General features: G+C 57.6%; 23 protein-coding genes. 11 read left to right on the top strand and 12 right to left on the bottom strand.

The annotated features are described in order from the left end of the window. The first annotated feature begins 316 nt into the window (after window positions 1–316). The 4 genes from ACIQUS_RS15210 to ACIQUS_RS15195 all read left to right on the top strand — a co-directional run bounded on the left by ACIQUS_RS15210 (window position 317) and on the right by ACIQUS_RS15195 (window position 4,525). Complete coding sequence (locus tag ACIQUS_RS15210) at window positions 317–607, top strand: hypothetical protein (RefSeq protein ID WP_403048155.1); 291 nt, start codon at window positions 317–319, stop codon at window positions 605–607. Between the two features lie 29 nt (window positions 608–636). Beyond that, window positions 637–1,482 (top strand): GNAT family N-acetyltransferase, encoded by an 846-nt coding sequence (locus ACIQUS_RS15205; protein ID WP_403048154.1) that lies wholly within the window; start codon window positions 637–639, stop codon window positions 1,480–1,482. Beyond that, the gene (locus ACIQUS_RS15200; protein WP_403048153.1) at window positions 1,482–2,375 is read left to right on the top strand and encodes a polysaccharide deacetylase family protein; all 894 of its coding nucleotides are present in this window, start codon (window positions 1,482–1,484) and stop codon (window positions 2,373–2,375) included. The genes ACIQUS_RS15205 and ACIQUS_RS15200 overlap by 1 nt, the downstream gene beginning before the upstream one ends. A gap of 1,883 nt (window positions 2,376–4,258) precedes the next feature. Then, entirely contained in the window at window positions 4,259–4,525 is a 267-nt protein-coding gene (locus ACIQUS_RS15195; protein WP_403048152.1) for a hypothetical protein, read from the top strand. A 637-nt stretch (window positions 4,526–5,162) separates the two neighbouring features. Here the strand turns inward: ACIQUS_RS15195 and ACIQUS_RS15190 are convergent. Continuing rightward, the gene (locus ACIQUS_RS15190; protein WP_403048151.1) at window positions 5,163–6,359 is read right to left on the bottom strand and encodes a patatin-like phospholipase family protein; all 1,197 of its coding nucleotides are present in this window, start codon (window positions 6,357–6,359) and stop codon (window positions 5,163–5,165) included. 432 nt (window positions 6,360–6,791) lie between these two features. Then, a complete protein-coding gene (locus tag ACIQUS_RS15185) occupies window positions 6,792–8,435 on the bottom strand; it encodes a fatty acid--CoA ligase (RefSeq protein ID WP_403048150.1) in 1,644 nt (547 codons plus the stop codon). A gap of 239 nt (window positions 8,436–8,674) precedes the next feature. Here ACIQUS_RS15185 and ACIQUS_RS15180 point away from each other — a divergent pair, with 239 nt between their 5' ends. Then, on the top strand, window positions 8,675–9,823 hold the full coding sequence (locus ACIQUS_RS15180) for an AraC family transcriptional regulator (RefSeq protein ID WP_403048149.1): 1,149 nt from the start codon (window positions 8,675–8,677) through the stop codon (window positions 9,821–9,823). Between the two features lie 43 nt (window positions 9,824–9,866). Here the strand turns inward: ACIQUS_RS15180 and ACIQUS_RS15175 are convergent, their stop codons facing one another. From ACIQUS_RS15175 to ACIQUS_RS15150, 6 genes are all read right to left on the bottom strand, one after another. Then, window positions 9,867–11,834, bottom strand: a complete 1,968-nt coding sequence (locus ACIQUS_RS15175) for an acetoacetate--CoA ligase (protein WP_403048148.1) — start codon at window positions 11,832–11,834, stop codon at window positions 9,867–9,869. Window positions 11,835–11,931: 97 nt separating this feature from the next. Next, window positions 11,932–13,251 carry an MFS transporter gene (locus ACIQUS_RS15170; RefSeq protein ID WP_403048147.1) on the bottom strand — a complete coding sequence of 440 codons (1,320 nt, stop codon included), beginning with the start codon at window positions 13,249–13,251 and terminating at the stop codon, window positions 11,932–11,934. Window positions 13,252–13,375: 124 nt separating this feature from the next. Beyond that, window positions 13,376–14,410, bottom strand: a complete 1,035-nt coding sequence (locus ACIQUS_RS15165; protein ID WP_403048146.1) for a 3-keto-5-aminohexanoate cleavage protein — start codon at window positions 14,408–14,410, stop codon at window positions 13,376–13,378. Between the two features lie 66 nt (window positions 14,411–14,476). Further along, a complete protein-coding gene (locus tag ACIQUS_RS15160) occupies window positions 14,477–15,325 on the bottom strand; it encodes a TauD/TfdA dioxygenase family protein (RefSeq protein ID WP_403048145.1) in 849 nt (282 codons plus the stop codon). A 174-nt stretch (window positions 15,326–15,499) separates the two neighbouring features. Beyond that, entirely contained in the window at window positions 15,500–16,471 is a 972-nt protein-coding gene (locus tag ACIQUS_RS15155; protein ID WP_403048144.1) for a quinone oxidoreductase family protein, read from the bottom strand. Window positions 16,472–16,829: 358 nt separating this feature from the next. Then, complete coding sequence (locus ACIQUS_RS15150) at window positions 16,830–17,708, bottom strand: LysR family transcriptional regulator (RefSeq protein ID WP_403048143.1); 879 nt, start codon at window positions 17,706–17,708, stop codon at window positions 16,830–16,832. A 185-nt stretch (window positions 17,709–17,893) separates the two neighbouring features. Here ACIQUS_RS15150 and ACIQUS_RS15145 point away from each other — a divergent pair, with 185 nt between their 5' ends. Continuing rightward, window positions 17,894–18,853, top strand: a complete 960-nt coding sequence (locus tag ACIQUS_RS15145) for a DMT family transporter (protein ID WP_403048142.1) — start codon at window positions 17,894–17,896, stop codon at window positions 18,851–18,853. A gap of 107 nt (window positions 18,854–18,960) precedes the next feature. On the opposite strand, the gene ACIQUS_RS15140 is transcribed toward ACIQUS_RS15145, so the two are convergent. Beyond that, entirely contained in the window at window positions 18,961–19,785 is an 825-nt protein-coding gene (locus ACIQUS_RS15140) for a helix-turn-helix domain-containing protein (RefSeq protein WP_403048141.1), read from the bottom strand. Window positions 19,786–19,892: 107 nt separating this feature from the next. Between ACIQUS_RS15140 and ACIQUS_RS15135 the strand changes: the two genes are divergently transcribed. Both ACIQUS_RS15135 and ACIQUS_RS15130 read left to right on the top strand, forming a co-directional pair. Then, window positions 19,893–20,207 (top strand): DUF2834 domain-containing protein, encoded by a 315-nt coding sequence (locus ACIQUS_RS15135; protein ID WP_403048140.1) that lies wholly within the window; start codon window positions 19,893–19,895, stop codon window positions 20,205–20,207. Further along, window positions 20,204–20,632, top strand: a complete 429-nt coding sequence (locus ACIQUS_RS15130; protein WP_403048139.1) for an MAPEG family protein — start codon at window positions 20,204–20,206, stop codon at window positions 20,630–20,632. The genes ACIQUS_RS15135 and ACIQUS_RS15130 overlap by 4 nt, the downstream gene beginning before the upstream one ends. A 31-nt stretch (window positions 20,633–20,663) precedes the next feature. Here ACIQUS_RS15130 and ACIQUS_RS15125 read toward each other — a convergent pair whose 3' ends face one another. After that, window positions 20,664–20,891, bottom strand: coding sequence for a YMGG-like glycine zipper-containing protein (locus ACIQUS_RS15125; RefSeq protein WP_403048138.1), 228 nt, complete (start codon window positions 20,889–20,891; stop codon window positions 20,664–20,666). Between the two features lie 11 nt (window positions 20,892–20,902). Beyond that, the gene (locus tag ACIQUS_RS15120) at window positions 20,903–21,283 is read right to left on the bottom strand and encodes a hypothetical protein (RefSeq protein WP_403048137.1); all 381 of its coding nucleotides are present in this window, start codon (window positions 21,281–21,283) and stop codon (window positions 20,903–20,905) included. 257 nt (window positions 21,284–21,540) lie between these two features. On the opposite strand from ACIQUS_RS15120, the gene osmE reads away from it, so the two are divergent. The 3 genes from osmE (at window position 21,541) to ACIQUS_RS15105 (ending at window position 24,632) form a co-directional block, all read left to right on the top strand. Next, window positions 21,541–21,894: an osmotically-inducible lipoprotein OsmE gene (gene osmE, locus ACIQUS_RS15115; RefSeq protein ID WP_403048136.1), complete on the top strand. Its 354-nt coding sequence runs from the start codon at window positions 21,541–21,543 to the stop codon at window positions 21,892–21,894. A 180-nt stretch (window positions 21,895–22,074) separates the two neighbouring features. Further along, entirely contained in the window at window positions 22,075–23,451 is a 1,377-nt protein-coding gene (locus tag ACIQUS_RS15110) for a pyridoxal-phosphate dependent enzyme (RefSeq protein ID WP_403048135.1), read from the top strand. After that, complete coding sequence (locus tag ACIQUS_RS15105) at window positions 23,448–24,632, top strand: cystathionine gamma-synthase (RefSeq protein WP_403048134.1); 1,185 nt, start codon at window positions 23,448–23,450, stop codon at window positions 24,630–24,632. Before ACIQUS_RS15110 ends, ACIQUS_RS15105 begins: the two co-directional genes overlap by 4 nt. Here ACIQUS_RS15105 and ACIQUS_RS15100 read toward each other — a convergent pair whose 3' ends face one another. Continuing rightward, complete coding sequence (locus tag ACIQUS_RS15100) at window positions 24,633–25,526, bottom strand: polysaccharide deacetylase (RefSeq protein WP_403048133.1); 894 nt, start codon at window positions 25,524–25,526, stop codon at window positions 24,633–24,635. Window positions 25,527–25,564 lie beyond the last annotated feature (38 nt).

Raw genomic sequence — 25,564 nt, 5'->3', positions numbered from 1 at the left:
GCAGTGATCCTTCGGCAGTCCGTACGCGTCAACAGAGTGCGCAGGGTACCTGCCCATCCGCACAGGGCGCCAGATGGATCTGGGTGCAAAAAGTGGTCATGGGACGAAAGCTGTCTTCCACCACCGGCAGCTATGGGTCGGCAACAGCCCTTCGCGACCGTCAGGAACCGACCAGAAGCAGCCGGTGGTCGTTGCATGACGTGTGGCGCCGGCCTGTGGCTAAGCTTAATGAACGGGGGCCAATTGCAACCTGGGTGATAGCGGCCTTCAATGGACCTCGATGGGTATCAAGACCGTGCTCCCAAAGGAGACGACCATGTACGCGGTGATAAGAACCTACCTGGGTACTGGCGCAAAGCAGCTGTTCGAGCTTTTGCAGGAACGTAGTAGCGACGTCGAAGCTGCCCTGCGGACAGTGCCTGGCCTGGTCAGCTACACACTGCTCAATACCGGTGATGGTGGTACAGCGGTAACGGTTTGCGAGGACAAGTCCGGTAGCGATGCCAGCTTGAAAGTCGCACGCGAGTGGATTCAGAAAAATGCATCGCATATCCACGCAGAACCGCCAATCGTGACGGAAGGTCCGGTCATTGTGCAGATCAAATAGTGGGCAATAATAAGCTGGTCATACGCAACATGACCCGTCCCGAGCTGGACGAGCTCGTCGACTGGGCTGCCCGTGAGGGATGGAATCCCGGCCTTCACGATGCCGAGCTGTTCTGGGCTATGGACCCTGCCGCCTTCATCGCGGCGTCCCGGGGTGGCGAGTTGATCGGCGGCGGTGCTATCACCTCCTACCATGGCGAATTCGGTTTCATGGGGTTTTTCATCGTCCGGCCTGAGTACCGTGGGCAAGGCCTGGGCAATACCCTCTGGCATGCTCGCCGCGAGCGACTCCTCGCCCGCCTGCGCCCTGGCTCGAGCATCGGCATGGACGGTGTCTTCGCGATGCAGGACTACTATGCCAAGGGTGGCTTCCTCTTCTCCCATCGCAACATGCGTTTTCGTGCCCAGATCACCGAACGCCCAACGCCCCCACAGGTAGACGATCAGGACATCGTCCCGTTGACCAGCTTCCCGTTCGATCAGGTTGTCGAATACGACCGCACCTGCTTTCCCGCCGCGCGCGAAACCTTCCTGAGCGGGTGGATAGCCCAAGCCGACGCACTCGCCGTGGGTTGCCAGCGCCAGAGCAGGCTAAGCGGCTATGGTGTGGTAAGGCGCTGCCGGGAAGGTTACAAGATCGGCCCCTTGTTCGCCGATGACGCCCTGGCAGCCAATGCCCTCTATGCGCGCCTGGCGGCATTTGCACAGGGTGGCCCGCTGTTTCTCGATGCCCCGGAGAATAACCCCGCCGCGATGGCGCTCGTGCGCCAACAGGGCATGATCGAGGTGTTCGGCTGCGCACGTATGTACCTCGGCCCTCCTCCGGCGATCGCGCACGAACGCGTGTTCGGCGTCACGACCTTCGAGCTTGGCTGATGTCCGCTCGCGACCTCATCGGTTATGGCGGCTGCCCGCCCCACCCGCATTGGCCTGGTGAGGCGCGCGTCGCGGTCCAGTTCGTGCTCAACATCGAAGAAGGCGCGGAATCATGCATGCTCAATGGCGATGCCCAGTCGGAGGCCTGGCTTCACGAGCTACCGGGTCGCCCGCCGCGTGTGGGGGAATCGGACTTGAGCGTCGAGGGCATGTACGAGTACGGCTCGCGCGCAGGTGTGTGGCGCATTCTGGAGCTGTTCAGCACCCGAGGCTTGCCGCTGACCGCCTTCGCTGTCGGCCTTGCACTGGAACTCACCCCGGCGATCGGCCATGCGCTCTGCGCTGCCGGACATGAGATTGCCGGGCACGGCTACCGTTGGCTGGATTATCGCGACATGCCTGAAGACCAGGAGCGGCGCCATATCCGCCTCACCCTCGAGATTATCGAGCAGATCTGCGGTAAACGCCCCGTAGGTTGGTACACAGGAAGGGTCAGCCAGAACACCCGCCGTCTATTGCGTGAGGAAGGTGGGTTTCTCTATAGCTCGGACGCCTACAACGATGATCTGCCCTATTGGCTCCCAGGCGCGCCCGCCCACCTGGTGATCCCTTACACACTGGTCAACAACGACGCCCGTTATCTGCTGCCCAATGGTTTCGCCTACGGTGAACACTTCTTCCAGTTGCTCAAGGAGGCGTTCGACCTGCTGTGGCAGGAGGGTGCGCAACACCCGAAGATGATGAGCGTCGGCCTGCATGGGAGGATCAGTGGCCATCCTGGTCGTGCAATGGCGCTGGCGCGCTTTCTCGATTACGTGCAAGGCCACGACGCGGTGTGGATCTGCCGGCGCGAAGACATTGCCAGGCACTGGATAACCCAATTCCCCGCGTGAGCGGCACGTAGTTGGAAACGGCCTGAGTCACGCTGGCGTACCCCATTCGACGTCAGGTTTGCTCAGGCTGTATTGCCCTGTCTTGGCAAGGAACACCAGAACTTCCGCTCCAGGCTTTTTTCGCCACTCCAGATTGGCCAGAAGCGACTTGAATCCGCCGCTGGCGACAGGCAACTCTAGGCCAGGAGCAGGCAGTGGGCGGAACAAGAACGAATGAGTGGCTATGCTTGGTCTACTGCCAGAATTTATCGAACAGCCTGTGCTTTCCTTCCATGCCATGTTCCTCCTTGAATAATGTCGCGCTCACAGTGACTACTTTCATGAAAGAAATAATGAATTACAGAGTGATAACGAAATTTATGCGTTTTTATGTCGTTAGAAAACTTGGCATTGTATGTCGCCTGGCACCTAAATAACAGTTGGGCTTAACTCATAGCAAATACTAGGAGGTGGAGCTATGTCGTCCGATAATCAATACACCGCGCTAGGCCCGGCGATAGTTGGATTTCAGACCAACGCCACAAGAATAGATCGTGGTGCTGACATATCCGGAAACGAGTTCGGGGTTCGGGGAACCAGCTTCAATGGATCGGGAGTCATAGGAGAATCCACCAATCACCCTGGGGTGGAAGGCAGGGGAGAAACCGGGCTCGTGGGACACGGAATCGGAGGACCCGGTGTGGAAGGCATTGGTGGCTTACGTTCGCACATACCCAAGGCGGGCGTAATTGGGCAAGGCGGCAGAATGCCTGATGAAGACAATTCGCAACGCCAGCTGCACGGAACCGGCATTATCGGGATAGGTGGCGGTCGTGCTCGACTGAAGAACCAAGAAGATATTATTGGTAGCGTTGGAGTCTTCGGCCAAGGAGCGGAGGCCGAGATGCGATCTGCGAGAGGAACAGTTCACGGACCTCGTGCGCCAGGGGCCGGTGTCATGGGCCGCGGCGGCGAATCTTTTCCCCTCGACGGACAAGGTGATCGGACGCCTGCTCCCGGCGTCATCGGGTTCGCAGGGGGGACGGATGGATTGTTGCAGATCGCTCCCGGCGGCCGAGGTGATGTCGGCGTGTATGGTGTCGGCGGAACCGGAATCACCGGAGCTGGTACTAAGGGTGCCGGCGTCGAAGGCTTCGGCAGCAGCGGTAGCGGGTTCGGTGGTAGCCGTGGCGTCGTGGGTCCTGGGGTGGTCGGCAGAGGCGGCAGCGGGTTCGATCCGCGTGACTCGCAGAGGTTCGAGTACGGAGCGGGGGTTATTGGGATCGCAAGTGACGCCGCAACTCCGCCCTTCTCCGAGACCGGCGAAACCGGCGTCTATGGGATGGGGAAGCACGGAGTAAAGGGCGTCGGCTCCGAAGGTCGCGGAGGTGTATTCCAGTCCGAACACTCCGCGCAGATACAACTAGTTCCAGCGAAAGGACCTCGAATTGCGGAGCATACTGCGTTTACCCCAACGGTGGTCACCGATCCTGGTCGACTTGGGCCGAACCTGCCGAGGGTAGGACGTGGTGGTGATTTAATGACCATAGCTGATGATCAAGGGCAGTGTACCCTTTGGTTCTGCGTGCAAGATGGAACGGATATTATTGCGGCGCGATGGGCACAAGTGCTGCTCGGTCCGTTGTTTGATGGCAAAGCATGATAGTAGCACAGTCGCCATTGCAATGGCGGAGGATACATTAACAACACCCCCGAAAACTTTATCTTGGCTTTTAGATGTAAATACCTTCTCGGCCTGACTGGGGATAATCAGTGTTGCCTGCGGTATTTTGATGTGGATCTGAGGGTACAGAAAAGCATTGATAATAAAAAGCTAAAAGCCATGAAGGGCGGACACATACAAACATTAATATCTACGCAAAAAAATGCTTGATAGGGCAAATTTGCGTGTTGAAGCATTTCGACGCTTAGACCCTAGAACCTGGCCTAAGTCTTTGACCTCCCATGCTTTGGCTCTGGGTCTTGAGAAAAAACTTGAACATGCTGCCCGCTACACCAAGGTGCCTATGACGCAGCTGGCTGGCTATTACTTGGATCAGGTCTTGTACGACCCTGAAACTGCACTAAATAAATTTTTGCGATATGCTCGCCTGGCTTTTCTAATGGACGAGCACGATATTGATAAATTTTATAAGTTTGTTGAAATTTAAGTAATTCAGGCATTTCTAAGCAAAGAGGGTGAATTAAACACCTCAGGCACCCATGACTATTCAATGATCTCTGATACTGATGTATTTCCGCAGTTTGCAGCTTGATATGTTTCGGGGCTTATCCTAAGCGGAATAAACCATGCTATTGAAAATGATCGAATGTTCGAAATTTTGCCTCGGAGGGCTAGATCCGTGGCACTTCGTCATCTTGAACAGAAGCATGAACCCACCATTATAGCTCGTCAATTATGGGCTGAAGCGATATATGCACCGGGCTTGCACTTAGAAGTGCTCACTGAATTAGAGGATATCCTTCCGGATGTTAAGGATGTTTTTGGTCACAGTAACCAGCGGGTTCTAGATGTTATGGTCGCTATGCATTCGGCCAATCGTGCTTGTTCTCCAGAGGGCCAAGGGTAAGCCCCCACACCCTCCTCATAAAGATGAAGATTAAATATAATTGAAATCAATACTTACTTCGCGCGCATTGATCCTTCGCAAGCGATCTATTTCGGTCGAAAACAGCCAATTCTTACCGACAGCTATTGGCCGATTGTTGCCTGCCGAGAAGGACGACTATTGACGGTGGACTCAACTGACCAATGCACCCGACCGCCTCAATCTTTAAGCAATTTTTTCATCGCCTGGTGTTTTCCAAGTGCGGTGATTTATGCCACGGATAGCCCTTTGCGCTGAGCTTAAAGGCGTAATCGAATAAACGCTTCATGTATTCGCCATCGAATTTCCGATCGTGCGCACAATCAAAGTCTGAGCCAATGTACGCAAGATTGAAATCCGCTCCATCCTGTTGCGCCATGCGGTAGATACGCTCCAGGTCGCTGATTCCCTGAGTCTGAATCAGGGCACTGATGGCTCGACCGCCGATGTTCAATGTTCGGCGCTTGGTCCCGGACCACTGCGGCTCCAGTGTCCCGTTACGAATGACATAAAAACGACGGTCGAGTCGCAAAGGCACTCCGGTGGCTTTGCTCAGCGCCATCACCGTGCTGGGGGGGTAAAGAAACACTTGAGTGATGACGCCCCCGTCCACATGCATTTCCTGAAACTGTTTGCCGTCAACGTCCACATCGATCATGACGGGTGAAACAGCACCTGGAATACTCATTGAAGCGAGCATGATGTTGCGAAAGAGGTCGAGTGCTCCCGGTGCCTGGCTGGAAGCAATCGCGCCCATGTTCCAGGTGACCGGCCGCCCCGAATCAAGGTCAGTTGTGCCGATCAGCAGAATTCGTCCTTTGGCGTACTCCGTCGCGATCGCCGCAAGAATCTGTGCTGTGACGTATTTTGCGATGAGCCGCGACAGTGGTTTGCTGTCCGCTATACCGTCGCTGGCAAGACGGGTTAATACGCTTCGCGAATGAAAAATGTCTTTCGGACCGATTGCGTTGGAGACATACCGAATCACGCCGTCGTACTCGGCCCCCAGATAAGCGAACGGGGCGACCAAGGCACCCGCGCTAATGCCTGTGACGACCTTGAACATGGGACGAGTCTCATGCGTTGTCCATCCAGCAATCAGTCCCGCTGCAAATGCACCCGCATCGCCGCCACCGGAAACCGCAAGCATATTTGCCAGCGGGAGGATATGGTTCGGCTTCCCGGCCTTGGCGAGAACCTCGCTCTCACGTTTGTTGGACTGAACCGCATCCTCAATGAAAGGCGTCAGGTCATGGTCCAGCCTGTAGCGAGCATTGGGAATCCCCGGGATGACAGCTTTTTCCGTCAAGGTTGGCGGAACAGCGTCACGGCGAGGCAGACACGCTTGGAGGAACATGTCCAAAGAGGCGCCAGGTCTGAGCGGGAATGGTTTCAAAACGCCTCTCCAGGCCTTTGCCGTCAACGGCAAGCGCGCTCATCGTCCCCGAGGAAGTCTTTACCCGTGGTGCCCGAAATGACAACACGCTAGCCGCCTGCGGCACGTCATTCGAACGCCAGACTACTCATTCTGCGCTCCTTTATATGATTAAAAAACTCATTGGCCGTACACGCCAGGTTTTATACGAAAACATTGGCGTGATATTCAGGACGGGGCACAGCTCAAAAGACGCGATTGGCCGCCAGCTTTCGTGAGTGGCCGTTTGCGACCCATAGCGGATGGTCACCAAGCGATGCCTTCGGCCAAATGCAGTCATTGGTGGGCGCACAATTACATTTCCGGACGACTCAATGCATATTCGCAGTCCACCTCGAAGAATCCCAGGAGGGCGATACATCCGCTTCCGGGATGATCTGAGTCCCGAGGAATTCAGTTGGACTCACATTCTCGGATCAGTTTCTTGTTGATCTTTCCAACGCTGGTTTTTGGGATATCTGCAACGAATTTGAACTGTCTGGGTATCGCCCATTTGTTGATACGGCCAGACGCTACAAACTGCTGTAAATGGGTTTCGAGCTGCGCTTGATCGAGGTTTTTGCCAGGTACACAAACCACCATAGCCATGGGCCGCTCGCCCCATTGCTCATCGGCGATGCCAACGACAGCAACAGCACTGACCGACGCGTGCTCGCTGATCAGGCTTTCCAGCTCCAGCGAACTGATCCACTCCCCTCCCGTTTTGATTACATCTTTGATTCGATCCTTGATTTCCACCACGCCCCGGGCATCGATCGAGGCCATGTCACCGGTATGCAGCCATCCATTGCGCCACAGCTCTGCACCCATTTCCTGATCCTTGAAATAACCTTGGGTCAACCATGGCGTACGCACCACAATTTCGCCCACCGATTCACCATCATGAGGAACAGTCTTGCCACCCGCATCGATAATTTCCAGATCGACCATCGGTATTGGCGTCCCCGTCTTGATGCGACTGGCAAGCTGGGTTTGCGCCGGCTGCTCTAGATCCTGGGCATGAAGGTAAGTGGTACAGAGTAATGGGCAGGTTTCAGACATCCCATACGCGCTGTGCACGTGGATACCACGGTTGGTCGCCTGCTGCGCGATTCCCATGGTCATGGCGCTTCCACCCAGTAACATTTTCCAGCCAGCGAAGTCGGTCTGGGTAGCCTCTTCGCATCCAAGGATCATTTGCAAAATCGTCGGTACACAGTGAGAAAACGTAACCTTCTCTTCACGGAAGAGTCTTGTCAGGCGATTGGGCTCGTAGCGACCGGGGTAAACCTGCTTGACCCCCATCAAAGTGGCAACATAAGGCACACCCCAGGCATGCACATGGAACATGGGAGTAATGGGCATGTAGACGTCATCGGAACGCAGGAGCGGCTGGCCTTGAAAGGCGCTCAAAGTGCCGACGGCATTCAAGGTATGCAGCACCAATTGACGGTGTGAGAAATACACCCCTTTGGGATTGCCGGTGGTACCTGTCGTGTAAAAAAGCGTCGCCACCGAGTTTTCATCAAAATCAGGGAAGTCGTAGTTCTCATTGGCCGTGACCAGCAAATGCTCATACTCTCCCAATACCGGCAAGTCGGTAGCGGTTGCATCGTCGTCAGTCAGTTGAATGTAACCTTTGACGGTCGATAACCCCCCGTGAATCTGCTCGATCAGCGGCAGGAAGTCGTCATGAACCAGCACCAGGTCGTCTTCGGCGTGGTTCATGGTGTAGCGAACCTGGTCTGCGCAAAGACGGATGTTCACGGTGTGCAAAACCGCGCCAATCATTGGTACAGCAAAAAAACATTCCAGGTAGCGATGGCTGTCCCAATCGAGCAGCGCTACGGTATCACCTGCCTTGACGCCCGCCGCCGTCAAGGCATTGGCCAATCGCTGTATCCGCTCAATAAGCGTCCGATAGCTGTAGCGCAATTTGTCGGCATAGACAATCTCCGCATTTGGCTCGTACCGGGCTCCTGACAGCAGCAAGCGCTTGATCAACAGTGGGTAGGTATAAGCGTCTGGCGCTGGCTTGATTATTTTTGTTGTCAGCATGGTGTTTCTTCTCACTCCTGTCTCTCAGGCATTGGCCCAGCTTCCTCTCGCCGATGAACAGCCAGTACGGAAGCCGCATACACTTCGAACCGTGGTGAGGCACAGTAGGTTTTGCCTGCTCGCTACGCTGTACATTCAGTGTCAGTTGCTACCCTTTTGATGACAGATTTCAATGAATACTCCGCCCTCAGTCGTGACAGGGCAGGTTTGTCAAATCACTTGGGTGGAATTCCGGCCAGATGGTTTTCATTTCCTACCCAACCCTCTATAAAGGGATCAATGTTGAACAGTCGCTTGCCATTTCACGACAACATCTATCGCCCATGCACTGTGCAGTAGAGGCAAGTGAAAATAACAATAATGAGGCAACCTTAATGGCCCTGATGGCTCGTACCGCGGCCCTGACGAACTACCTCGAACTGTGTACGCAACTGGGTGTCAACCCCCAGCCGTTGCTCTCTGAGTTCGCACTGAGCACGCCGATGCTGAAGAGTCCGGAGCTACGTATCCCCATGACAGTAGTGGCCATGCTGCTGGAGGCGACCGCAAAAGCCAGTAGTTGCGAAACCTTCGGCTTGCGCATGGCCGAGACACGACAGCTTTCCAACTTTGGTGCAATCAGCCTGCTGCTTACCCACCAGCCAACCTTGCGGGATGCCTTGAACACCATTGGGCAATATCGACATCTGCTCAATGAGTCACTGGCAATGGACATCACTGAGACGGACAAGATAGTGATCATTCGCGAGGAAATCATAGTCGACCCGTCTACGCCAAAGCGGCAGAGCATCGAGCTAGCTATTGGCGTGCTGCATCGGCTATGTGGCGCACTTCTGGGTAAGAGCTGGCGCCCGTTGAGTGTCAGTTTCACTCACGCCGCACCGAAAGATTTAAATGTTAACCGTCGAGTTTTCGGCTGTAATGTTGAGTTCAACGAACAGTTCAACGGCATTGTCTGTCTTGCATCGGATCTGAATGCCACCAATCCAACCGCAGACCCGGTGATGGCGAGTTATGCAAGGGAATTTCTCGAAGCACATTCTGGCGCAAGCAAAGGTTCGACGCTCAACGAAGTACGTCAGGCAATATACCTTTTGCTACCCATGGACCGCGCCACGATCAGGCAGGTGGCCCAATCCCTCGGAATGAATGTGCGCACCTTGCAACGAAGACTGGAAGAAAGCGGCGCCAGCTTTTCCGAACTGCATGAGCAGGTACGGCAAGACCTATTGCTGCGCTATATGGAAAATCCACGCTACTCTTTGGCCCAGGTCGCAGGGCTGCTGGGCTACTCATCGCCCAGCTCGTTCACCCGCTGGTTTACGGCGCAGTTCGGCATTGCGCCGGCGACTTGGCGACGCCAGCACTTGAATAACGACGAGTTATAGAAGTTGCTGCTGACCCACGGATCAGCAGCTCGGGCTCCAGCCCTCAGACAGCCAGTTCGCGGCGATCCCGGAAGTACTCCAAGGCCTCGGGATTGGCCAGTGCCTCGACGTTCTTCACCGACTCACCATGCACGACGTTACGAACCGCCAGCTCGACAATCTTGCCGCTCTTGGTCCGGGGTATATCCACGACTTGCAGGACCTTCGCAGGAACGTGGCGTGGCGTGGTGTTGTTGCGGACCTGCTGCTTAACCCGCGCCACCAGATCATCGTCCAACTGCAGGCCATCACGCAGCTTCACGAACAGTACAACGCGAGTGTCGCCCGCCCATTCCTGCCCGATCACCAACGATTCGACAATTTCCGGTAATCGTTCAACCTGGCGATAAATCTCCGCAGTGCCGATGCGCACGCCTCCGGGATTCAAGGTGGCGTCGGAGCGTCCAAAGATAGCGAAGCCGCCACGACGATTGATCTCGGCAAAATCGCCATGGCACCAGATGTTCGCAAAGCGGGCGAAATAGGCCGCGTGGTAGCGCGAGCCGTCAGTGTCATTCCAGAAGCCGACAGGCATGCAAGGGAACGGCCGCGTGCACACCAGCTCACCTTTAACTTCGCGGATGGACTCACCCTGCTCATCGAAAACCTCCACTGCCATGCCCAAGCCTGCACGCTGGATTTCACCTCGATACACAGGCTGTATCGGGACGCCGACAACGAAACCCGACAGAATGTCGGTCCCGCCGGCGACCGAGGCCAGGTGTAGGTCGTTCTTGATCTCGCGATAGACGTAATCGAACCCCTCTGGAGCCAGCGGGCTTCCGGTCGACAGAAAAACCCGCAAGGCCGTCAACGAATGGCTGTGGCGTGGCGAAAGCGCCTGTTTGAGCAACGCATCGATAAACTTGGCCGACGTGCCGAAATGAGTCATGCCTTCATCGTCGGCGTAATCGAAAAGAATACTGCCAGGACGTCCGTCACGACCTGCCATAAACGGTGATCCGTCGTAGAGCAGCACGGTTGCCCCTGATGCCAGGGCGGACACCAGCCAGTTCCACATCATCCAGCTGCAAGTGCTGAAGTAGAACAAGCGATCATCGGGATGCACATCGGTGTGTAATTGGTGTTCCTTCAGATGTTGCAGCAAGGACCCACCGTGCCCATGAACGATGCATTTGGGTACGCCGGTCGTTCCTGAGGAAAAAAGGATGAACAGCGGATGATCAAAGGGCACTTGAGTGAAAGCGATTTCGGTGGCCGCGTAAGGCTCGATAAAGTCGGCGAAGTGGACGCCGCCGACAATGTTGGCCACCTCTGGCACATCCTCTACATACGACACGACCACGGTACACAGGAGGTTGGGCAACTGCGCCGCCACCTCAGCGTTTTTCGCCAGGCAATCAACGCGTTTGCCGTTGTACCAATAGCCATCGACACACAGCAGCAACTTGGGCTCGATTTGCCCGAAACGGTCAAGCACCCCCTGCACGCCGAAATCTGGCGAGGCCGAAGACCAGACTGCACCCAGCGAGGTGGTGGCTAACATTGCTATCAGGGTTTCGGGCATGTTCGGCATGACAGCGACAACACGATCGCCCTTGCCAATTCCCAAGGCTTCCAGGCCCTGGCGAAAGCGAGAAACCTGGGCATAGAGCTCACCTCGGGACAGGCGGCGTCGGACTTTGTCCTCGCCCCAGAATACCAATGCATCACCGTCGTCACGACGAGCCAGCAACGACTGCGCGTAGTTCAATTGCGCATTCGGGAACCAATGTGCGCCAGGCATCCGCCCACTGTTTTCCAGCACCACATTCCCCAGTTCACCGACTCCGCCGCAGAACTCCCAAACCAGTGGCCAAAACTGCTCAATCTCAGCGACCGACCAACGCCATAGTGCGTCGTAGTCAGTGAATTCACGCCCGGTACGTGACTGCACAAATTGTATGAAGGCCATCAGTCGCGTGCTGGCGATACGCTCGGCGCTGGGCAGAAAAATGGGTGTGTCGATCATATCAGTCTCTCTCGGTGCAGGCTGGAGGCCGGAACGAAGCGGCCGAAATAAAAGGTGTCAGGTTAAGGCCCAGGTGCAGCAACATTCACGTCGAACCTCATCGCACCGCACCCAGCACCGGGGTGGAGCCGGGAGATCTCAACTTTCCGATATCGCGGTGGTAGTGACGTTTGCCGTACCAAAACACCAAGGCGGATGCGATGGCCATTAGTGGGATGATCTGGAAGGCGTGGTCCAGGTTGACCGCATCGGCCAGCATGCCGGTAACCAGTGGCCCAGGTGCAAGTCCCAAAATATTGTTGGCCAAGGCCAGCACCGCGAACGCCGTGGCGTGCACCGAAGGATGGGTCAGATTAGCCACCATGGCACCGGCCGGTCCGCAGGTGCCACTGGCAACCAGCATCCCCATGCTGATCAAGGTGAGTTGCCCTACACCGGGCGGCGAATGGAAAGCCACTCCCAGTAACAACCCGCTGATCAGGCAATAGGCGATGGCCAGGGCAATTTTACGGTCTGGAGCATTGCGGCACAGGCGATCACTCAACATGCCACACAGAATCATGCCGCCACCGCCAATCAGGACGATCAACGCCGAAAGCATGCCGGCCTTGTCGGTGTTCATGTGGTAGTAACGATTCAAATAGCTCGGAAACCAAGCGAGTACTGAGCCAACGACAAAAAGCTGGAGGCCATTGCCAATGTAAGCACAGATCACCGAGCGACTGGCAAACAGTGTGGCCAGAGGGCGTTTAATGGTCTCAACTGCGGCCTGGCCCTGCGAACTGTCTTGGCGTTGCGCGGCGATGCGCCGCTCACGCACAACAATCAGGTAAATCACCGCCAGGCACATTCCGAACAGTGCCATGCTGGTAAACGCGGCACGCCAACCCAAGTGCGCGGCGATGGCGCCACCCAATGCCATACCCAGCACCGAGCCGAACATACTGCCGGCCATGAAAGCACCCGACAGGGAAGCGCGCATATGTTTGGGGAAGACGGATAACACTACGGCAATACCGACACTGCCATAGGCTGCCTCACCGGCGCCAACCAGAAAGCGCGCGACAAACATCTGATTGAAGTTTTCCGCAATTGCGCACCCCAGTGTTGCCAGGCTCCAGAACATGGCCATCAGTACCAGGCTTTTGACGCGTCCCCAACGGTCTGCAAGTAACGACAATGGAATGGTCAGCACACCGACCATAACCGAGACGATACTGCTGAGCATCCCTAACTGTGCGTCACTCAGAGCCCACTCAGCCTTGAGCAACGGGAAAACCGCGTTAAGCACCTGGCGTGACATGTAATCGGAAATCAGAAGGCCAAAGGTCAATGCGAACACAACCCAGGCAAACGTACGGGGGGCGCTGACAGCGACGTCTGCGCCATCACCGACGGTGGCGTGATGGAAAGCCATGGCAGATCCTTGAGTCGATGCGTCTTGTTGTTATCAGGTTCAGCGGCAGGGAACGTTCAACATCCCCTGCCTTGGCCAGTCTGGCTGACCATCGATAGCACAGGTCTTGGGTGAAGTAGATCCGTTATTGATGCGGCTTGCGATTCGGTGCGAAACCATTCGCGGCCAGCGTTTCGTCCGCGTCCTTGTAGAACCTACCGATCTTGTAGATTTCGCGCGCCTCCTTGCCATTGGCAACCGGTCGTGCGCACTCATTGGCGATGCGCACCAGTTGCTCAATCTGCTCCACGCTGCTCATTTTGCGCGAACGATCAGGTGTCCAGATCGTGTCTTCGATACCACAGCGCACATGCAGCCCCATCGCAATCGCCATCATGTTGAGCGGCAGCACGTTGTTCATCTGGCCCTCGAATGTCAGCACTGCACCGTCCGGCACTGCGCGCATGAAGTTGGTCATGTTGTAGGGCGTCATCGCGTCTGCCCCACCACCAATGGGAATCCAGGTCAGAATCAAAGGCACGTTGCAAACACCACGGCGCATCATGCGTTCGACGGTTTCCAGCGAATTGATGTTGCCCATCTGGAACTGTACCTGAATGCCGTTCGCGCTCAGGCGTTTGACATGTTCTTCGACCCATCCGGGGCCTGCCGGAATGGTCATTTCGCGGTAGGCGATCTGTTTCGCCGGATCGGCGAACGAGGTACCGGCAAGATCGGACTCGAACAGCGCCTCAATGATGTTGAACTGGTTCGAATTGATGGCCAGGGTCACCTGATCCGGCTTCGGTGTCAGCTCGGCCAGCATGTGGCGTGTGTCGTCGGACAGCCATTTGGCGACCTCGCCTTCCGACTCCGGCGCAAATGAAATCGAGCCGCCCACCTGAATAATCATATCCGGTACCGCTTCGCGTACACCGGCGATCAGCTCGTTAAACTTGGACAGACGCTTCGAGCCCTTTCCATCCAATTCGCGCACATGCAGGTGCAGCACAGTGGCACCTGCTTCATAGCAATCGACTGCCTTCTGTACTTGCTCGTCCATGGTGACCGGAATGTCTTCCGGAAAATCACTGACCTCGAACTGAGGACCATAGGGAGCAACAGTGATGACCAGTTTTTCTTGATTTTCGGGGTACAGCGAACCGTCAATGAAATTCATAGGTATCTCCGAGGACGTATTGTTGGCTTAAGCGTTTTTTGTCAGTCGACAGAAAGAAATGTCTATCTAATAGGGCTTATTGCCTATGATTCCGGCGCGATCCATCTTTCGATGGCACGCTGGATAATCCATTACTGCGTAATGCTGCGTTGCACTGTTGTCCCAGATTGCGACACTGTTGGGCTCCCAGCGCCAACGCACCTGATATTCCGGGATGTATGCCTGACTGATCAGATAGCGCAGCAATTCCCCGCCACCGGGGTTCGCGTCCTGCCCATAGCGGACATGTTCGGCAGTGTGAAAATTGGTGAAGTGCGTGGTAAACACATTCACGTACAACACCTTCTCGCCTGTTTCCGGATGCGTTCGTACGACGGGATGCTCTGCGTCCGGATAGTGGGCTTTGAGTGCCAGACGCTTTTCCATCGGCATTGATGCACCAAAGGTGGCCTCGATACTGTGGCGAGCTCTTAAGCTGGCAATCTTTTCCTTTATGTGGGCCGGCAGATTTTCATAAGCCAGCGCCATGTTTGCCCACATCGTATCGCCCCCGATTGGAGGGCATTCAACACACCTCAACACAGCACCGAATGGTGGTGCTTCCCGCCAGGTGGCATCGGAGTGCCATGCATTTTCGTACCGGTCAGGTCGTTGATCCGGCGTTTTGTAAATACGCACTAGACCCGGATACTCCGGATCACTGCCCGCGACCGGGTGATCCTCTAGATCACCGAATCGCCGCGCAAACGCCACGTGTTCTGCGCTGCTGATGTCCTGATTCCTCAGAAACAGGACACGATACTTGAGCATTGCCGCGCGGATCTCGGTGAACAAATCGTCATCGTGAATTGCATCCGCTAGTTTCACGCCCACCAGTTCGGCGCCCAACGCACAGGTTTGTTGTTTTATGTGCATTACGCAAAGTCTCCTCACTCTTCTTTGGAGTTCGGCGCAAATTGCTCAGTCGTACCGCCCGAATACGGAAGTTGCGTCCTTGCGCGGTAACGCAAAAGAAAACCGCTTTCTTATCCATTACGCGGGCATGATCTGAGTACGAGGCTGCATTTCGCGGCCGACTCCCTTACGACATCACGGAACCAGCACTGTCGCTCCGACCGTCTTTCGCGACTCCAGCATGCGATGTGCTTCGGCGGCCTCGGTGAGCGCGAAGATCTGTTTGGGCTCGCTCGAAATCTTCCCGGCAAGTACCAGATCGAACAGTTCCTTGGCCATGGAGAGCATGTGCGAGCGAGGCTTGATGTAATGCACCATCGCCGGACGCGTGAACCATATTGACCCTTTAAGGGCGAGTGTCAGCGCATCGATATTGACGGGACCGGAACTCGTCCCGTTGCTGACGAGGGTGCCGCGCACTTGCAGGCTGTCCAGCGACGCCTGCAATGTATCTTTGCCAACAGAGTCATAGACGACCGGTACACCCTGTCCGTCCGTCAGTTCACGCACACGCTCCGAGATGTTTTCGCGAGAGGTAACGATCGTATGCGTGCAACCGTTAGCCTTGGCTATTTCCGCCTTTTCGTCATTGCTGACAGTGCCGATCATCGTTACCCCAAGCGCCCTCGCCCACTGGCACGCAATCAGGCCTACCCCGCCGGCAGCGGCGTGGTACAGAATCGTCTCGCCACCCTTTAATGGATACACCTGACGGAAAAGGTATTGAGCCGTCATGCCCTTCATGATGAGCGTCGACGCTGTGCGATCCGAGATCCCGTCAGGCAGCGGAATCAGCACCTCGGCGGGAATCACACGCACGTCGGAATAGGCGCCTTGCGGCCCCATCAAATAACCGACCCGATCTCCGACGCTGATATCGGTCACGCCAGGCCCCACCGCCTCCACAACACCGACAGCGTCCGTACCCAGGCCGCCCGGCAGTTGTGCAGGGTAATAGCCAGTGCGGTGGTAGATGTCGATAAAATTGACTGCGATGTAACTATGTCGAACGCGAGCCTGCCCTGGCCCCGGTTCGCCAACCTCGACGTCTTCATAACGAAGCACTTCGGGTCCACCGGTTTCGTAAAAGCGAACAGCTTTGGCCATCTCGTTTCTCCAGTCTGAATTTTCTTGTCAGGCCACGGCCCTTTGGACTGGAATATACAAATGTTCGAACGTGGGTTTTGTACATCTCGCGACGGAGGCTATCCAGTTCATGACAAGCAGTTTCGCTAAACCAAGGAAAATATGGAGTTGCTGAGACTGCTCGGGGCAGCACCGAAGAGGCAGTGGCAGCCGATTGCTGCCTCTCACGTAGGGCTGCCAACGACCCATAGCGCCCCCCGCTTCTGGCAACGCTAATCAGCAACCTGCGCGGAGTGCGTTGGGAGTGGAAATATTGTTGTCTTTGATTCCACGCTCGTGGCTTCTGAACGTATTGTGTTCAGTGCTGATCGCCTTGATCTCATTGCAGGTCTTGAAAAAACAGGCGCTCTGAAAGAAAGGCGATGAACACCCGGGTTCGGGCCGGAACATAATCGCCAGCCGCTCTGAGTGCATAAATGCCAGAGGTGGTCGGACCTGAAAACGCATGCAGCAGCGGTATCAGCCGCCCGGCCTGCACATCCTCATCCACCATGTATTTGGGCAAGCGAGCAATGCCTACACCGGCCAAGCACAACGTGCGAATAGCGTCGAGGCTATTGCAGGTAAAAGCCCCTTCGATGGGAATCGCCTTGCTGCTGGACGTACGAAACTCCCAGTCGTTGAACCGGCTTTCAAAATTGAGTTTCAGGCAGGAATGGTCAGCGAGTTCGCCAGGTTCGGCAGGAACGCCGTATGTTTCAAGGTAGGACGGGGAGGCGCACACAAGACGCTCGTTGGCGCTCAGTCTGTGAGCGACAAGGCTCGGGTCGGATAACACCCCGCTTCTGATCGCCACATCAATGCGCTCATGCCTGATATCGATAATGGCGTCGGTCAGGGTCAAATCGATTTTTATAGCCGGATAAAGCCGCATAAAGTCAATCAGCGCCGGCACCACATGGTACTGGCCGAGGGCATTGGGCGCCGACACTTTCAGCGTCCCCCTCGGCGCCTCGGACTCAAGCACGACGGCGGTTTCCAGCGCCTGAATATCCTCGAGGATCGGTCGAGCCAATTGCACATACCGTTCGCCAGCTTGCGTCAACGAGAGGGTTCGCGTCGTGCGCGACAGCAACTGTATGCCAAGGCGATCCTCCAGTCGCTGAACCCGTTTACTGATGGCCGAGTGGGTCATCTTCAACTTGCGCGCAGCAGGCGAAAAACCGTGGGCATCCACCACGGCGAGCAGGATCGCCATATCGCTGTACCTGTCCATATGTGCCTCTTTTTTGTTCCGTTATGGAACAGGTTCTGGTCAAAAGCAATGAATTCCCTTTTGTTTTTCCATCCCTGAGAATCCTTCCGAAGGGTTAGCCCGCCTCTTTCTCCTTTCTGGTCCAGAAGGGTGCGAACCCGGTGACTCATTCCTTCTGGAGGTCGACGATGAAAGACTCAACCTTATCCATCACAGGTATCAGCGCAGCCGTAGCGGCCTCCCTGGCATGGTCAATGAATTTTCTTGCCCCTCTGGTCATTGGCGAGTATTCGATATTTGACTTGGCCGCCTGCCGATTCATCATCGCCGGGCTGATCGGGACCCTGATCCTGATTGCCAATATCAAAGCCTGGCGTCGCCTGACCCTCAACGATTGGCTGGTGGCCGCCGGGCTTGGATTCATCGGCTACGTGGGCTATTTCATCGCCGTCATCATCGCCTCTACCTACGCCGGCCCTGTCATCGCACCGGCCTTTTTAGGCCTTGTGCCTGTTGTGCTGGCCGTGAGCGCAAATGTTCACGGCGGGATGCCTTGGCGTTTGCTACAAGTGCCCTTTGCACTGGCCGCGGTCGGATTGGTCTTGGTCAACGGCCACAGCATTGCCCGGTTCGATGACCAGTCATTAACCACCCTGGCCCTCGGGGTCGGCGCATCAATCGCGGCAGTGGCCCTATGGGCCTGGTTCGGGCTGGCCAATCAAAAAGCACTGATGAAAAGGCCCGGCATGAATGCCTGGACCTGGACCGCCATGATGATGACCGGTGGCAGCGTGCAAACACTCATGTTCATCCCGGTAGGTGATGCCATGGAGCTATTCCATGCCCCCACGCTCGGTTTCGGACAAGGCGCGATCAGCCACCTCTATTTGCCAGCTTTTGTCTTGGCGGTCGTTGCGTCGATTGGTGGAGCATGGGCCTGGACCCTCGCGTCCCAACGTCTACCCATGGCATTGGCAAGCCAGTTGCTGTCGTTGGAGATGGTCTTCGCTACTTGCTTGGGGCTGCTGTTCTGCTACCGGTGGCCCACGGCGTTTGAAACGATGGGCATCACATTGATTGTCCTGGGGGTTGTTAAAGCGATTGGCGTGTTCCATGGCCGTACCATTAAAACTACCGTGGCTATTTGAGCGTTTGTTGGTGATCGATCATCAATCGCCAGTGTAAGAGTCGCAATGACGACTTTTGGCCGATAGTAGCCCTCCACGAAGGGCCGCTATCGACCCGAAGCGGCCATTCACGATTGGCCGTGAGCTGCAGACCACTGTTCAAACGCTGTCATCATTTTTTGCCGGGTCAGTGAGTCGGCGGGAATCAGGTGCTCGATTCGCAGTGATTCTACGGTGATATCGAGGGGCATTCCGAAAGTGGTGAAGGTGGAGAGGAACCTCAACTCGCCATCCGGGGTATTCACCCGGGTCAGCAGTACAGGCATGGAACCTGGCTCCTGCTGCAGATTGCCCGGGACAGGCAGGTCGCGCAGGCGCATTGCAAGCTCCGGGTTGCTGGCTGCCTCCCTGGAGGCGCGTTGCCAGGCAACGGCGCGAATCTCTTCGGCATTGGCCAGGTGATCGCCCAGGCCGCCCGGACTAAGCAGTGTTTCGAGCAGATTGAGACCCGACGCCGTGTCTACTGCAACGCCCACCATCGCAAACAGCAACCCCGTACTGACATTGGCGGCTGTGACATCCCAGTTGCTGGCGATGACGATTGCAGGAGCCGGGTTGTTCGCCTGCAGGATGTGTTCGATTGCGCCGTGAACCATCTCCAACGAAGGCGCATCGAGCTTTGATGCTGCGTAGCGGGGCGCGTACCCGGCCGCGAGAAATGCTTCGTTGCAGTGCTCCAGCGGTGCACCAAGGGCCGAAAGGAGGGCATGCAGGGTACTGGGACTTGCCTTGGAACGGCCTGTTTCCACACAGCTGAGATGGCGCTGCGAAACCCCGGCCAAGAGCGAAAGATCGAGCTGGCTAAGCCCAGCTTGCTGGCGCAGGTGGCGCACATGATGGCCCGCCGAGATGCCCGGTGCAGGATGCTTACGATGGAACAGGTGATGATTCATGTTTCGACTCTGACCGTCCTTGTACACAGCGTCCATGACCTCTCAGGTCATTGAGCGTGAACAACCCTATCACTACTCTGGCGCAGAACCCTACCAAGGAGAGAACAATGGGTGTGCGTTTCATCTCGCTGGCAGTGCTGGTGCTCTTTTCGCTCTATACCGGCTGGACGATGCTGATCGCAGATCAGTCGCTCGCAGCCTTCGGGCTAGAGCTGATCTCCCGACCTGACACCGCTCAAGTAGTCGTCGACCTTTACCTGATGGCCGGGCTTGCCTGCATCTGGATGGTGAAGGACAACCGCTCCCGTGGAGGCTCCCGCATCGCCGTGGTTCCCTACCTGTTGTTGACGGCCGTGTTCGTTTCGCTGGGCCCGCTGCTGTATCTCGTAGTCAGGGGCTTTGCCGGGGAGCGCCAGGAATGAGCAATGCCTTACCTGTGTACGCGCTCTGCGTGGTCGTCCTGTTCCTCAAGATGTTCGCGCTCTCCTGTTATCAGGGCTACTTCCGCTTGCGCTTCGTGGCCTTTACGAATCAGGAAGATGCCGCTGTTTTCAATCGCCCCGCGCGGGACGCGGAACGGCCGGAAGTCATCCGCGCCTCAAGGGCCTGGGCGAACGATCTGGAAAATATCCCCGTATTCTTCGTCCTCTGCGCACTGGCCATTGCCCTTGAGACACCGGCGACCCTCAGCGCCTGGCTGAGCATCCTGTTCACCCTCGCCAGAGTCCTCCATACGCTGGCCTATCTTGCGGGCGTACAGCCGTGGCGAACGGTGTTCTACGGGATCGGAATACTGTGCCTTCTGGGCTTTTGCGCCATCCTCACATTGAGGGTGGTAACGTCCTGACCCTGCACTGCGAAAGTATGGAAGCCATCGCCTACTTCTGCTGCCTGCTGCCTCTGATGTTGCCGACAACCCCGCCGGCGACGGCACCGACCGCAGCGCCCGTCCATCCACTGCCGCCGGAGATCGCGGCAATGCCGGCGCCAGCCGCAGCACCGATGGCGGCACCGCTCACCGTGCCCTGCTGCTGAGCGGACATGGAGGTGCAGCCGATCACACTCGCCGCCGTGAGGGCTGCGGCAAACAATAGGGACCTGTTCATGTTCACCTCCGCTACTGGTTCTGTTTCAGACCGGGCACGACCATCTCGAACCAGAGGGTCTCGATGACGGGGCGTTGCAATCGGTCGGGATGGGCGGCGTACCATTGGTTGAGCCCTTCACGCACGGTATCGAGCGTTTGCCCCTTCAAGCCCCGGCCGAATCGTGGAATCAGGCTGTGCTCATCGGAAGGCGGCTTGGCCCCATGGTAAGCGGCCTCCACCTCGTAGGCATTGGCGATACCGATGAGATAGACCTTCTTGAGCTGCTCCGACGACTGCATCCATTGCTCGCCGGTGATCAAGGCAACCCTTTCGGCGTGGGCGATACCCGAAGCCGTCACCAGGGACACCCATGCCGCCAGTACCAACGTGCCCAATCGCAATGCGCTCATCGTCTACCCTCCTCGCCAGGTTGAACCTCGACAGGTGCAGCTCGTTTCTGTGCCTCGCGCTTTCACGGTCAGCCGGTAACCCCGGGCCTACCGACAAGTTTAGATTCCGAGTGAACGCTGCGATGTTCAAGGCGCTGAGTGGAACCGTCGCGACGAGGTGCAATGGGCCACTCGCCCATCGAACCAAGGGACTAGAATTCAAGTAATAACCTTGAGATCGGCGTTCTCCTCGACGAATTCGCATCAGGAGATCGGTCATGAAAATGCGAAGCTTCATTACATTCGCAGCGCTGGCGGCGGTCAGTGGCTGTATCGGCAACCCCTTGAACTATCGCGACGAACCACTGGTGGCGAACGTCGAAAAGGGCATGAGCAGGCAGCAGGTCGTTCAGCTCGCGGGAGAGCCTGCCATGACCAGGACGCGCAAGGCCCAGCCAGGCACCTGCTTTGAATATGTACTCACCCACGAAGGCGAGCGTCAGCCGTACATGGTCAGCTTTGATAGCCGTAACATCGTTGACCACAAGGACTTTCGTACCTGCGCCTTTTGGGATGAACAGCAAGAAAATGCCAAGGTGCCGTTCTACATGGACCCTGGTTATGGCGAGTGACCGTGGCACCGAACCCGCTCGCGTCGCCCTTGGTCGACAACGTAACCGACTGGCTGCAGACGGTTGCGGCGGGTGCAATCCCGGCCTATGGTCGAAACGAGGCTTTTCCTGCGACGATCCGCAACGCTTCGCCACAGGTTGCCGTCCATCCAGTGCGAATGTCCGCCGCGAGGTGACGACATGCCGAACGACACCCGCCCCGCCGTACTCGAGCTGATCGGCAATACGCCGCTGGTGCGTGTCAGCCGCTTCGATACCGGTCCGTGCACACTGTTTCTCAAGCTCGAATCGCAAAACCCCGGCGGTTCGATCAAGGACCGCATCGGCCTGGCGATGATCGACACCGCCGAGCGCGACGGCCGCCTGCGACCCGGTGGCACCATCGTCGAAGCCACCGCCGGCAACACCGGCCTGGGCCTGGCCCTGGTCGGCCGTGCCAAGGGCTACCGGGTGGTGCTGGTGGTGCCGGACAAGATGTCCACCGAGAAGGTCCTGCACCTCAAGGCAATGGGCGCCGAGGTGCACATCACCCGCTCCGACGTCGGCAAGGGCCATCCCGACTACTACCAGGATGTGGCAGCACGGCTGGCGCAGGAGATTCCCGACGCCTTCTTCGCCGATCAGTTCAACAACCCGGCCAACCCGCTGGCCCATGAGAGCAGCACCGCGCCGGAGATCTGGGCGCAGACCCAGCATGATGTGGACGCCATCGTCGTCGGCGTCGGCTCGGCCGGCACGCTGACCGGGCTGACCCGCTTCTTTCGCCGCGTGCAACCGGACCTGGGCATGGTCCTGGCTGATCCGGTCGGCTCGGTGGTCGCCGAATACAGCCGCAGCGGTACCCTCGGTACGCCCGGTTCCTGGGCGGTCGAAGGTATCGGCGAAGACTTCATTCCGTCCATTGCCGACCTGTCCAGCGTGCGCCAGGCCTACTCCATCAGCGACGAGGAAAGCTTCGACCATGCCCGCCAACTGCTGCGCGCCGAAGGCATTCTCGGCGGCTCCTCGACCGGCACCTTGCTGGCGGCGGCGCTGCGCTACTGCCGCGAGCAGACCGAGCCCAAACGGGTGGTCAGCTTCGTTTGCGACACCGGCACCCGCTACCTGTCGAAAGTCTACAACGACCAGTGGATGACCGATCAGGGCTTGCTGGCGCGCAAGCGCTACGGCGATCTGCGCGACCTGATCGCGCGGCGCTTCGAGGATGGCCGGGTGATCAGCGTGGGCCCGGACGACACCCTGCTCACCGCCTTCCAGCGCATGCGCCTGGCAGATGTGTCGCAACTGCCGGTGCTGGCGGATGGACAGCGGCTGGTCGGGGTGATCGATGAGTCCGATATCCTGCTGGGCGTGCACCAGGACGCTTCGCACTTTCATATGAGCGTGGCCAGCGTCATGACCGACAAGCTCGAAACCCTGTCGCCCAGCGCCAGCCTGGCTGAACTGCAGGCCGAGCTCGACCGTGGGCTGGTGGCGATCATCGAAGACGCTTCGGGCTTTCACGGCGTGATTACCCGGGTCGACATGCTCAACCACTTACGCAGGTCCCTGCCATGAGCCAGCACGATGAAACCGGCGCGCCGCGCGGCTTCGCCACCCGGGTGATCCATGCCGGACAGTCACCGGACCCCTCCACCGGGGCGCTGATGCCGCCGATCTACGCCAACTCCACCTATGCGCAGCAGAGCCCCGGTGTGCACAAGGGCCTCGACTACGGGCGCTCGCACAATCCCACGCGCTGGGCCCTGGAACGCTGCGTGGCGGACCTTGAGGGCGGTACCCGAGCCTTCGCCTTCGCCTCGGGGCTGGCGGCGATCTCCACCGTCCTCGAACTGCTCGACGCAGGCGCGCACATCGTCTCCGGCAATGACCTGTATGGCGGTACCTTCCGACTGTTCGAACGGGTGCGCCGGCGCAGCGCCGGGCATCGCTTCAGCTTCGTCGACCTGACCGACCTGGCAGCCTTCGAAGCGGCGCTTGAGCCAGACACGCGCATGGTCTGGGTCGAAACGCCGAGCAATCCCTTGCTGCGCCTGACTGACCTGGCCGCCGTGGCGCGCACCTGTCGCGAGCGGGGCATCCTCTGCGTGGCCGACAACACCTTTGCCAGCCCCTGGGTACAACGTCCGTTGGAGCTGGGCTTCGATATCGTGCTGCACTCGACCACCAAATACCTGAACGGCCACTCCGATGTGATCGGCGGCATTGCGGTGGTAGGGCAGGATGCAGAACTGGCCGAGCGCCTGGGCTTTTTGCAGAACGCGGTGGGCGCAATCGCCGGACCGTTCGACGCATTCCTCACCCTGCGCGGGGTGAAGACCCTGGCCCTGCGCATGGAGCGCCACTGCAGCAACGCGCTGGAGCTGGCGCAATGGCTTGCGCATCAGCCGCAGGTGGCGCGCGTCTATTACCCGGGCTTGCCGTCGCACCCGCAGCACGAACTGGCGCAGCGGCAGATGCGCGGATTCGGCGGGATGATTTCCCTGGACCTGAACAGCGACCTGGCCGGCGCCAAACGCTTTCTCGAAGCGGTGCAGATCTTCGCCCTGGCCGAGAGCCTGGGCGGGGTGGAAAGCCTGATCGAACACCCGGCGATCATGACCCACGCCAGCATCCCCGCACCCACCCGGGCGCAGCTGGGGATAGGTGATGCGCTGGTGCGGTTGTCAGTGGGTGTCGAGGATGTCGAAGACCTGCGCGCCGACCTGGGCCAGGCGTTGGCGCGCATTCAAGGCTGACTATCGATGCGCTTTGACCATGCCCTGGTAATACGGCAGCCTGTCGATCCGTGGTTCATAGGCACCCGTGGCGACACTGTGCTGGACGTGCGCGGCAATCTCATCCATCCGGGCAAACCAGACATCACCTTTGGCCATCATGTATTCGATCAACTTCGACACTTCATTCCAGCGTGACAAGCGACCGGAAAGGAATGGATGCCAGACGGGTACGAAGAGTCCGCCATACTCCCAGGCGGCATCGAACTCGGCCCTGAACACCTCGACGGCACGTTGCGGCGACTGGATCGGCATCTGGAAATCAAGATCGATGCTGTGCATGTACTGGGGCCAGTCATCCAGCGCCCAGCTGGAGGGAAGCTCCACCAAGGTTCCGGCCTGCGTGCGCAACAGATAAGGCACATCATCCCCCATCAACGAAGCGTCATAACTGAAGCCGCGCTCGATCAACAAGTCAGCCGAGTGCTCCGACATGTTATACAGCGGCGCGCGCCACCCCCGTGGCGCCTGGCCGGTGAATCGCTTGATGGTGTCGCACCCGCGGTCGAGCCAGTACGCTTCTTCTTCCCGACTCAGCTCGTTTGGATGTTCATGTATGTAGCCGTGATGGGCGATTTCGTGTCCATCTTCGACGATTGCCTCGATGGCCTGCGGGTATTGCTCCATGCACCAGGCCGGAATGAAGAACGTCTGTTTGATATCGAACTGTCGATAGGTTTGCAAAATCCTCGGAATCGCCACTTTCGGCCCGTAGTGCAGCATCGAAATACTTGCAACGCGTGCCGCCGAATCCTTGGGGTGCGCCACATGCAGAATGCTGTCTGCATCCATATCGAAGGTAAAGGCCACGGCGCAGCGCGCGCCGTTTGGCCAGGCAATGGGATTTTCAATCATGCTTGATCACCAGTTGATGTTGTACGTTATCGAACTGC

It is taken from the genome of Pseudomonas sp. NPDC090755 (assembly GCF_044769005.1).
Taxonomy (GTDB): Bacteria; Pseudomonadota; Gammaproteobacteria; order Pseudomonadales; family Pseudomonadaceae; genus Aquipseudomonas.
Note: the sequence above shows the minus strand (reverse complement) of the source record. Positions and strands in the feature narration are given on the sequence as shown.

Bases quoted from the DNA above. Each gene is read 5' to 3' on its own strand.
- ACIQUS_RS15210 (WP_403048155.1), top strand. From the start codon at position 317: ATGTACGCGGTGATAAGAACCTACCTGGGTACTGGCGCAAAGCAGCTG.
- ACIQUS_RS15205 (WP_403048154.1), top strand. From the start codon at position 637: ATGACCCGTCCCGAGCTGGACGAGCTCGTCGACTGGGCTGCCCGTGAG.
- ACIQUS_RS15200 (WP_403048153.1), top strand. From the start codon at position 1,482: ATGTCCGCTCGCGACCTCATCGGTTATGGCGGCTGCCCGCCCCACCCG.
- ACIQUS_RS15185 (WP_403048150.1), bottom strand. From the start codon at position 8,435: ATGCTGACAACAAAAATAATCAAGCCAGCGCCAGACGCTTATACCTAC.
- ACIQUS_RS15180 (WP_403048149.1), top strand. From the start codon at position 8,675: ATGGTTTTCATTTCCTACCCAACCCTCTATAAAGGGATCAATGTTGAA.
- ACIQUS_RS15175 (WP_403048148.1), bottom strand. From the start codon at position 11,834: ATGATCGACACACCCATTTTTCTGCCCAGCGCCGAGCGTATCGCCAGC.
- ACIQUS_RS15170 (WP_403048147.1), bottom strand. From the start codon at position 13,251: ATGGCTTTCCATCACGCCACCGTCGGTGATGGCGCAGACGTCGCTGTC.
- ACIQUS_RS15165 (WP_403048146.1), bottom strand. From the start codon at position 14,410: ATGAATTTCATTGACGGTTCGCTGTACCCCGAAAATCAAGAAAAACTG.
- ACIQUS_RS15160 (WP_403048145.1), bottom strand. From the start codon at position 15,325: ATGCACATAAAACAACAAACCTGTGCGTTGGGCGCCGAACTGGTGGGC.
- ACIQUS_RS15155 (WP_403048144.1), bottom strand. From the start codon at position 16,471: ATGGCCAAAGCTGTTCGCTTTTACGAAACCGGTGGACCCGAAGTGCTT.
- ACIQUS_RS15150 (WP_403048143.1), bottom strand. From the start codon at position 17,708: ATGGCGATCCTGCTCGCCGTGGTGGATGCCCACGGTTTTTCGCCTGCT.
- ACIQUS_RS15145 (WP_403048142.1), top strand. From the start codon at position 17,894: ATGAAAGACTCAACCTTATCCATCACAGGTATCAGCGCAGCCGTAGCG.
- ACIQUS_RS15140 (WP_403048141.1), bottom strand. From the start codon at position 19,785: ATGAATCATCACCTGTTCCATCGTAAGCATCCTGCACCGGGCATCTCG.
- ACIQUS_RS15135 (WP_403048140.1), top strand. From the start codon at position 19,893: ATGGGTGTGCGTTTCATCTCGCTGGCAGTGCTGGTGCTCTTTTCGCTC.
- ACIQUS_RS15130 (WP_403048139.1), top strand. From the start codon at position 20,204: ATGAGCAATGCCTTACCTGTGTACGCGCTCTGCGTGGTCGTCCTGTTC.
- ACIQUS_RS15125 (WP_403048138.1), bottom strand. From the start codon at position 20,891: ATGAACAGGTCCCTATTGTTTGCCGCAGCCCTCACGGCGGCGAGTGTG.
- ACIQUS_RS15120 (WP_403048137.1), bottom strand. From the start codon at position 21,283: ATGAGCGCATTGCGATTGGGCACGTTGGTACTGGCGGCATGGGTGTCC.
- osmE (WP_403048136.1), top strand. From the start codon at position 21,541: ATGAAAATGCGAAGCTTCATTACATTCGCAGCGCTGGCGGCGGTCAGT.
- ACIQUS_RS15110 (WP_403048135.1), top strand. From the start codon at position 22,075: ATGCCGAACGACACCCGCCCCGCCGTACTCGAGCTGATCGGCAATACG.
- ACIQUS_RS15105 (WP_403048134.1), top strand. From the start codon at position 23,448: ATGAGCCAGCACGATGAAACCGGCGCGCCGCGCGGCTTCGCCACCCGG.
- ACIQUS_RS15100 (WP_403048133.1), bottom strand. From the start codon at position 25,526: ATGATTGAAAATCCCATTGCCTGGCCAAACGGCGCGCGCTGCGCCGTG.